8 protein-coding genes are annotated in these 9,724 nt (G+C 34.9%); 2 read left to right on the top strand and 6 right to left on the bottom strand.

Annotation, left to right across the window (positions count from 1 at the left end; genetic code table 11):
• Window positions 1–291: 291 nt before the first annotated feature.
• Window positions 292–738: a GAF domain-containing protein gene (locus tag EUBIFOR_RS01560; RefSeq protein WP_003864136.1), complete on the top strand. Its 447-nt coding sequence runs from the start codon at window positions 292–294 to the stop codon at window positions 736–738.
• Here EUBIFOR_RS01560 and EUBIFOR_RS12045 read toward each other — a convergent pair.
• The 4 genes from EUBIFOR_RS12045 to pheS form a co-directional block, all read right to left on the bottom strand.
• Window positions 722–1,435 (bottom strand): AAC(3) family N-acetyltransferase, encoded by a 714-nt coding sequence (locus EUBIFOR_RS12045; protein ID WP_003864137.1) that lies wholly within the window; start codon window positions 1,433–1,435, stop codon window positions 722–724. The two genes, EUBIFOR_RS01560 and EUBIFOR_RS12045, sit on opposite strands and share 17 nt — an antisense overlap.
• 16 nt (window positions 1,436–1,451) lie before the next feature.
• Window positions 1,452–2,933: a glycerol kinase GlpK gene (gene glpK, locus EUBIFOR_RS01570; protein ID WP_003864138.1), complete on the bottom strand. Its 1,482-nt coding sequence runs from the start codon at window positions 2,931–2,933 to the stop codon at window positions 1,452–1,454.
• A gap of 93 nt (window positions 2,934–3,026) precedes the next feature.
• Complete coding sequence (gene pheT / locus EUBIFOR_RS01575; protein WP_003864139.1) at window positions 3,027–5,414, bottom strand: phenylalanine--tRNA ligase subunit beta; 2,388 nt, start codon at window positions 5,412–5,414, stop codon at window positions 3,027–3,029.
• A gap of 12 nt (window positions 5,415–5,426) precedes the next feature.
• Window positions 5,427–6,461, bottom strand: coding sequence for a phenylalanine--tRNA ligase subunit alpha (gene pheS / locus EUBIFOR_RS01580; protein WP_003864140.1), 1,035 nt, complete (start codon window positions 6,459–6,461; stop codon window positions 5,427–5,429).
• Window positions 6,462–6,764: 303 nt separating this feature from the next.
• On the opposite strand from pheS, the gene EUBIFOR_RS01585 reads away from it, so the two are divergent.
• On the top strand, window positions 6,765–7,499 hold the full coding sequence (locus EUBIFOR_RS01585) for a TrmH family RNA methyltransferase (protein ID WP_003864141.1): 735 nt from the start codon (window positions 6,765–6,767) through the stop codon (window positions 7,497–7,499).
• A 6-nt stretch (window positions 7,500–7,505) separates the two neighbouring features.
• Here the strand turns inward: EUBIFOR_RS01585 and EUBIFOR_RS01590 are convergent, their stop codons facing one another.
• Both EUBIFOR_RS01590 and EUBIFOR_RS01595 read right to left on the bottom strand, forming a co-directional pair.
• A complete protein-coding gene (locus EUBIFOR_RS01590; RefSeq protein ID WP_003864142.1) occupies window positions 7,506–8,825 on the bottom strand; it encodes an MATE family efflux transporter in 1,320 nt (439 codons plus the stop codon).
• Window positions 8,826–8,911: 86 nt separating this feature from the next.
• Window positions 8,912–9,724, bottom strand: an 813-nt coding sequence (locus EUBIFOR_RS01595; protein ID WP_003864143.1) for a phosphopentomutase, incomplete at its 5' end; no start/stop codon positions are given.

Raw genomic sequence — 9,724 nt, forward strand, 5'->3', positions numbered from 1 at the left:
GTAAACCCCTTTTTTTAAAAAATTTAAAAAAAGAAAAGAAGATTCATTCAGCTCCGTCAAACCTACTAGAATCTTCTCTTTGCCAAAATTTGTTTTTGACACTAAAAATGATTCGCGCTATCAATTTTACTGTCTGTTATTCCTTCAGAAGTATTAGTATCAATCCCAAATTCTTCAAGCCTTAAAAATAGCTTTATTTACACTTATATAGTACTTAAAAAAAAGCTTTTTTTCAATGACAAAAGTCACTAATTTCATTGTTTTTTTGGTAAAATAAGTACGGTGATAAAAATGAATGAAATATTAATTGAACAATGCAAGTATTTAGTGGATGAAACACTCCCAAACATCGCAAACATATCCAATTTGATTGCCCTTTTATTCCATGAAATGGAAAATATCAATTGGCTAGGCTTCTATATTTGTGATGAAAAAAATCAAGAATGCACTTTAGGACCTTTCCAAGGAAAAGTTGCCTGTACACGCATACCATACAGAAAAGGTGTTGTAGGTACTTGTGCTAAAACGCAAGAAACACAAAGAATTGAAGACGTACATAAATTTGCTGGTCACATTGCATGCGATTGTGCTTCCAACTCAGAAATATGTATTCCTTTAAAAAAAGATGGCAAACTCGTTGCCATCTTAGATATTGATTCTTTTGAATTCAACAATTTCTCAATTGAAGATCAAGCTATCTTAGAAAAGATTTGCGAATTCTTTATTCCCCTTTTCTAAGTACATAAACATCTTCTAAACTCGATTCACTTTGTAGAACTGTCAAACCATCTAGTAAATCTCTAGATATTTCTTCATCTACAACTTGAACAATAAAAGATTTTGTCAATTGTCTTTTTGAACGAAGAAACGCTCTTTGTACAATCGTCTTTCCCAATTGATACTCATTTGAAAGTGCCTGCACCATTAAACTCTTTTCTGGTAACACACCAATAAGAAGGTTAAAGGCATTTTTTTCATTTAAAAAAGATAAACTTCCATGAAAACTTAATGCATCATTGACATCCACCTTTAAAACATCTTCATCAAAATTACCCCAATACGCAAAACTATATACAGGATGATTTGACCTATAAACATCTTTATAACGTAAAAATAAATTTGTGCAATCCTTATATATTTCACTTGGCGTAAATATTACATGAAAACCAGGTAAATTCTCGCGAACCTCTTTCCACTTTTCATAAGGATAATAGTTTTCAAGACAAGCAGGATCCAAACAAGAATAAGAGAAACACGGCATGCACAACAAGCCAGTATCCCCAATCAATTCTTGCAACGTTTCAATCAACATTTGAACATTTCCAACCAAACCACTATAACGATCCAAATCTGCTTCCAATAAAACCTTGCTCCCTTTTTGAATGCCTAAATCTATAAAAATTTGTTTAAAATCTTCTTTTGTATAAATTTCCATGCCAATATTCTAACTTTTATTTGTAACTCTGGCAAGTTTTTACCGCCTTTTTCCAGTTTGAATACAAGCTATCCATTTCTTCTTTACTCTTTTCAGGCACAAACTCTTTAGAAAGTTCTACACCAAGCTCATCTTTTGTCCAATAACCACAAGATAGTCCTGCAAGATAAGCAGCACCTAAAGCCGTTAGTTCATTTGTCTTAAAGCGTTGTACAGGCATTTGAAGTAAGTCACTTTGAAACTGCAACAAGAAGTCATTGGCACAAGCCCCACCATCAACCTTCATAGAAGTAATCTCAATTTGACTATCCTGTCTCATAGCCTCTAATACATCCTTTGATTGATATGCCATAGATTCTAAAGCTGCACGTACAATATGATTTTTATTAGCTCCAAAAGTTAAGCCTAAAATACTAGCCTGACATGCATCATCCCAATAGGGTGCTCCAAGACCCACAAAAGCTGGCACAATATAAACTCCATTGGTATTCTCTACACTTTCAGCCATGGCTTGAGTATCTTTTGTATTTTCAAACAACTGCATCTGATCACGAAGCCACTTCATTAGACTACCAGAAACAAAAATACTTCCTTCAAGAGCATAATCTACCTGATCACCAATTTGCCAAGCCACAGTTGATAATAAACCATTTTTAGATTCGACAATTCTCTTGCCCGTATTCATCAACATAAAGCCACCCGTACCATATGTATTCTTAATGCCACCTGCGCCAAAGCAGCCTTGACCAAACAAAGCCGCCTGTTGATCTCCTACAACACAACAAATTGGCACTTCTTGACCAAAGAAATGATACGAAGCCGTCTTACAATATGCATAGGATGTAGGTTTTACTTCAGGTAAAATACATTTTGGAATATCAAACATTTCAAGCAATTCATCATCCCAAGACAAAGTATGAATATTAAAAAGCAAGGTACGACTCGCATTTGATACATCGGTAATATGTGTTAATGAACCAGACAACTTCCATACGATCCAACTATCCATCGTACCAAATAAGACTTCCCCTTTTTTCGCCTTTTCATACACATCTGCATTCTGATCAAAAATAAAACGAATCTTACTTGCAGAAAAATAAGGATCAATACGAAGACCCGTTTTCGCCTTTACAATATCTTCATACCCCTTTTTCTTCCAACCATCGCAAATACTCTTTGTTTGTTTAGACTGCCATACAATAGCAGGACTTACAGGAAGTCCTGTTAATGCATCCCATAAAACACTTGTTTCACGTTGATTACTTATTCCAATGGCAGCTACTTGTTCTGGACTGATCTTACTTTTTAAAATGACTTCGCTCATCACGGCTAAACACGCAAGCCAAATCTCATTGGCATCTTGTTCTACCCAACCTGGATGCGGGTAGGATATTGTCGTTTCTTTTTGGGCAATTTCTACCACGTTAGCTGCCTTATCAAATAATACGGCACGTGTACTTGTTGTTCCGTGATCAATTGCTAAAATATATTTTTGCATAGAAAAAATCTCCTTATATGTCTTATTTTAATCTTTTTGTAAGCCCTTTACAAGATTTGTTAAACAAAAGAAAAGAGATGTCAAAAACATCTCTTAGCTACGAAGTGTCGCATTGCAATCTTTTTGAATATGTTCTAAGATTGCCTCAAACACTTGGTTGATTTCTTCATCTTTTAATGTATGAGAATCCGACTGGAATGTGATCGATAACGCTACTGATTTTTCATCTTTACTTACGTGTTCACCTTCATACACATCAAATACTTCTACATCACGGATAATCATTTCTTTATTTAAACGACCTTGCTTATTAATTGTATCCACTACCTTTTGTACTGGCATTGCACGATCTAATACGAATGCCAAGTCACGAGATACACTTGGATATTTTGATACTGGACTAAATTTGATTTTTGATTTCTTCACATCAATCAACGCATCAAAGTCAAGTTCAGCCATCACAATATTCTTACCATATTGAGGATGAATATCACCTAATAATCCAACACAATCTTTTCCAAGCATGATTTTTGCACTGCGATAAGGATGGAAATGTGTTGTATCCAAATCATTTTCTACAAATGAAATTCTTTGAGCGGCAATACCAATCTGATCTAAGAAAGCTTCAACCAAACCTTTTAATGTATAAAAATCACTAACAGTTACATCACTTGTCCAACGCGTTTGTTGCAAGCTACCACTCATGGCGATAGCTAAATGCATTTTAGCACCACTTACACCAGCTACATCACTCAATTCAAAGACATTGATATCTTTGATATTACGAGCACGGTTATAAGAAACAACGTCTAATAAGCTTGGCAAAATACTTGTACGAATATAGCGACGCTCTTCACTCATAGGACTTGCAAGTTCAATCGCTTCATCCGTGTTGAAAATCGCATTCTCTTTCTTTTCTGTACTAATTAAAGTATATGTTAAACAATCTTGTAAACCTTGAGCACATAAGAATTGACGTGCCTGACGAGTCAATTGTTGTTTATACGTTAATTTACCTTCTGTCATAGGCATAACTGGAAGTGTACTAGGTAAACGATCATATCCTAACATACGAATGACTTCTTCACTTAAATCCGCCATACCTTCCATATCAGTTCTTGAACTTGGAATGTGGCATGTGATCAAATCATCAGCCACTTCAGGTTCAAAGTCTAAGCGTGTAAATACATCGATAACTTCATCTAATTTAAAATCTGTACCTAAACGATTATTGATAGCTTCTAAAGTACAAGAAATTGATTTTGGCTCATAAGGAACTTGTCCATATTGAACCGTTTCTTCAATACCTGTCGCATCGGCATATTCAATCAACAATTGAACAGCACGATCCAATGCTTTCTTACTAGCTAATGGTTCAATACCTTTTTGGTAACGAATACTCGCATCTGTTGATAAATTTAATCGACGAGCTGTATTACGAATCGATACATGATCGAAAATTGCACATTCAATAATAATTGAATCTGTTGTATCTAAAATTTTAGAATCATCTCCACCCATGACGCCGGCAATACCGATTGGTTTTCCTTGGTTTGTGATGACAATATCTTCTGGTTGTAATTTATAAGTCACACCATCTAAAGCTGTATATTCCTCATCAAAGCCATCCGCTACGACAATACTTTGTTCTGGCAATGATTTTGCATCATAAAAGTGCATTGGCTGCCCTGTTTCTAACATAACAATATTTGAAATATCAACAACATTATTGATTGATTTTACACCACTCGCTGCCAATAATTCTTTCATCCATTTTGGACTTTCTTTGATTGTTAAATGATTGATCACTTTGCCATAGAATAGTGGACATTTTTCAGTTGTGCTTTCAACATGAAGATGCGTTTTGCTACCCACATCACTAGCCCCATTGAATTCAGGAAGTTTAACTTCACGATTTAAAATAGCTCCTGCTTCTTTTGCCATATTGAATGCAGCTAGACAATCATTACGATTGGGTGTTAATCCAATATCTAATACTTCATCATCTAAGCCTAAATAGCCAAGTGGATCTGTATTTCCTACTGGTGCATCAGCTGGTAATACTTCAATACCATTTTTTTGATCATCATTTAAACTTGATGGATCTACCCCAAGTTCTAGTAATGAGCAAATCATACCATTACTTTCAACACCACGAATCACACCATTCTTGATTTCTCCACCAGGTAAAACAGCACCTGGTAATGCCACAATTACATTTTGTCCTGCAGCCACGTTTGGTGCACCACACACAATACTGACAACTTCATTTCCAACATTAACGGTTGTACAGTGTAAATGATCACTGTCTGGGTGTTCCGTACAAGTTTCAACGTGACCAATCACTAAATTTGTTCCTTGTGATAAATGTTCAATACCTTCTACTTCAAAACCAGCATCTGTAATACGTTTTGCCATTTCTTCAATAGAAAGATCTTGTACATCCATAAATTGATTAAACCATTTTCTTGAAATACGCATATTTAAATCCTCCTACTCATAACGTTTGAATGTAGAATTGAATCGTTTATCATTTGTATAGAAATGACGAATATCATCAATACCATATTTCAACATCGCAACACGCTCAATACCTACACCGAACGCAAAACCACTGCATTTTTCTGGATCATAACCAGCCATTTTTAATACGTTAGGATGTACTTCTCCAGCACCTAGAATTTCGATCCATCCAGTCCCTTTACATGTTGGACATCCTTTTCCGTTACAAATGTGACAAGAAACATCCACTTCTACACTTGGTTCAGTGAATGGGAAATAACTAGGTCTAAAACGAATCTGGCGATCTTGACCAAATAACTTTCTGGCCATAAATTCTAAAGTTCCCTTTAAGTCCGCTAAAGTGACCTTTTCACCAATAACTAAACCTTCCATCTGCATAAACTGGTGAGAGTGCGTTGCATCATCATCATCACGACGATATACCTTACCTGGACATACAACTTTGATTGGTAAATTTGGTGCACTTTCTTCTAATACAACCATCTGAATGGCCGTAGTATGTGTTCTCAATAAACGATTTGGATCAATATATAAAGAATCCTGCATATCACGTGCTGGGTGATCCTTAGGAATATTAGCTCTTTCAAAACAATATTCATCATCCACAATATCATCACCTTCAATAACTTGGTAACCTAAACCAATGAATAGATCTTCTAATTCTTGGCGTACCAAATTTAATGGGTGCGCATTTCCTAATTCTGGTTTACGACCAGGTAATGTAATATCGATTTTTTCAGATTCGATCTTTTTTTGCATTTCTAAAGCTGCCAATTGTTCTTTCTTTTCTTCAATCATCTTAGAAAGATCTTGTTTCAATTGGTTGACCTTTTGTCCAAAGATAGGTTTTTCTTCTTTCGACAAATCCTTCATACCCTTCATCAACTCTTGAACGGGTCCTTTTTTACCTAGATACAAGACACGTAAATCGTTCAATGAAGATGAATCTTTAACATCTTGAATTTTTTGTGTAGCTTCCTGCAAAAGCTCTTCGATTGTTTTCATGTTGTTCTTCCTTTCCCTAAAAACAAAAAAAAGACGACGCAAGAACGACTTTTTGCCGCGTTACCATCTTGCTTCGTCTTGATAGACACACTTAATTGACCATGATAACCGTATGAAACGGAAGAGGTTTTAACTCTTACTCAAAGGTGAATTCACTATCCCTACTCATATAAACCTTTCACCAATTGGTTTACTCTCTTATCTAAGCGCTAAATAGCTACTATGTCTTCTCATTGCTTTAACATTTCAAATTATATCGAAGTCCATGTTTTTTTTCAAGCCGAAGTATGGTAATATTTTTTTATGATTCAATCAATAAACAATAAGAAAATAAAAGAATATGCCAAACTGATTCAAAAAAAAGAAAGAGATAAGACAAATTTATTTCTAGTTGAAGGCGAACATATGGTTAAGGAAGCATATAACGCAAATGCTTTACAAGAATTATTTATTCTTGAAGGAATTGAGTGCCCCATTCAATTTAACTATGAAACCGTAACGCAACAAGTATTAAACAAATTGTCAAACCAGAATTCAAATTCTAAAATGATTGGTGTATGTAAAAAACTAAACTTAAAGCCAGTAAAAGAAGAAAATATTCTATTACTTGATAATGTACAAGATCCAGGAAATGTAGGTACGATTTTAAGAACCGCTCATTCTTTTGGCATTGACTGCATTTATATGTCAAAGGGTTGTGCCGATATCTACAATCCAAAAACGATTCAGTCCAGTCAAGGAGCCCTTTTCTATATTCCTGTGATTCAAACGGATTTAGTAGAAGAAATTAAAAAGCTTCAAGAAAGAAATATTGAAGTGTATGCCACAGCTTTACATGACAAACATAAAGATCTTCAAGATATTAAGCCAAGTAAAAAATACGCAATTCTAGTCGGCAACGAAGGTCAAGGTGTTCGTAAAGAATTAATTGATTTAAGTAATCACATTGTCAAAATTGAAATGGAAACTTTTGAAAGTCTAAACGTGGCCATTGCCACATCCATTTGTATGTATACATTTAAATACGCAAAAAGGTAGCGAATGCTACCTTTTCATTTTTCTCCATTCAAATAATGAATACATGGTACATATAAATTCCGTAACCACAAAAGCATACCAACCTACATGAATGCCAAAACACTTCATTAAGCCATAGGTCAATGGAATTAAGATGACTAGTTGTCTAGCCAAAGTAATCACTAACGAAGTATTTGCCTTATTTAAAGCCTGGAAGGCAGCACATAGTACCATACTGATACCGGCAAACACAAAGCTTAAGCTAATGATTTTTAAGGCTGGTATTCCTAATCCATACATCTGGTCATTCGCACTAAACATAGCTAATAATTGTTTAGGGAATAATTGAAATACAATTGTTCCTACAGCCATGATGAAAATCGATAAAATCATAGAAAATTGTATAGCTTCAATTGCTCGATCTTTTCTGTTAGCCCCATTATTATAGGCAACAATTGGAATCAAGGCATTGGTAATTCCAAGCACCGCCATATTCAAGAAGTTTTGTAATTTATAGTAGACACTAAAGACAGTAATCGCCATAGCTGAGATTGGTGCTAGAATCATATTCATAAAAACAGTCATAAAACTTAATACGGACTGCATTAATATGGCAGGAACTCCTACTTTATAGATTTTACACAGAATAGGTATCGAAAAGGAAAAATTATGCATATGAATATCCAATTCTTTTATTTTTACCTTCGTAATAACATATCCAATAAGCATGGCACAAAACTGTCCAATAACGGTCGCAATGGCAGCTCCGGCAACCCCCATTTCAGGTAGACCAAACCATCCAAAGATCAAGATTGGATCTAGAATAATATTAATAATGGCTCCTGCCCCTTGCATAACCATGTTGTAAATGGCATTTCCTGTTGCCTGCATAATTCTTTCAAAGATGATTTGTACAAAGACGCTAAATGAAAACATCGTACAAATACGAATATACGTATTGGCTAATGGAATTACATTTTGATCAGATGTAAACAAAGATAAGAATACATTAGAAAATAGTAAACCTAACACTAAAAAGACAAGTCCATTCACAAATCCTAACAAGATTCCATGCATCATTGTATTATTCGCATAATCAAATTTCTTTTCACCTAAATATCGCGCAAGCAATGTATTAAAGCCAACAGCTGTACCACAGGCAATCGCAATCATAATGGTTTGTACTGGATAACATAAAGATACAGCAGTAAGTGCATCACTTGAAATTTTGGCAACAAAGATACTATCGACAATATTATATAAAGCTTGAATCACCATCGAGATGATGATGGGCAAACTCATAGAAACCACCAATTGTTTGATTTCCATATTTTCCATTTTATTCATAAAAAATTACCTCCCCTATGTTTTGGCAGTTTCATAGGGGATACCAAAACGAAAATAAAACGCTAAAATAAATTAATATATTTTTTCTATTTTGTCAAATTAAGAATAGACTCACCAATCAAATCAGATGGTTTTGATAAATCAAAGTTATCTAAAACACTTGCACCAAGAACACCAAAAGAACTTGAATCGTCCAATATTCCATGTTCTTTCATACTAGGTGAATACATTAAACATGGCACACACTCTCGAGTATGATCCGTTCCTTTATAGGTTGGATCATTTCCATGATCGGCCGTTATAATTAATAGTGTATCTGAATCAAGAACTGAAAGTAATTGCCCTAGCAAGACATCAAAATCTTCAAGTTCATCGGCATATCCAGAAACATTTCTTCGATGTCCCCATTTGGCATCAAAATCCACAAGATTCGTAAATAATAAACCTGTAAAATCTTTTTTCATTTCTTCAATCGTTTGAAGCATACCCTCATGACTCGAAGTCGAATGAATACTTTTTGTGATTCCCTGCCCATTAAAAATATCAGAAATCTTACCAATACCAATCACATCAAATGCATTTGATTTTAAGACATCTAAAACGGTTTTACTCGATGGAGACAAAGCATAATCATGACGATTGCTCGTGCGTGTAAAGTGACCCACCGAATCTCCAACATAAGGACGGGCAATGACTCTTCCTACCTTGTATTCTGGTTTTAGAGTTATTTCTCGAGCAATTTGACATACACGATATAGCTCATCTAATCCAGTCACTTCTTCATGTCCACAAATTTGTAGAACACTATCGGCCGATGTATAAAGTATCAATTTCTTTCCATTCGATTGAATCTCTTCCATCGCCAACTCATCTAAAATTTCCGTTCCACTTGCACTCTT

It is taken from the genome of Holdemanella biformis DSM 3989, assembly GCF_000156655.1.
Taxonomy (GTDB): Bacteria; Bacillota_I; Bacilli_A; order Erysipelotrichales; family Erysipelotrichaceae; genus Holdemanella; species Holdemanella biformis.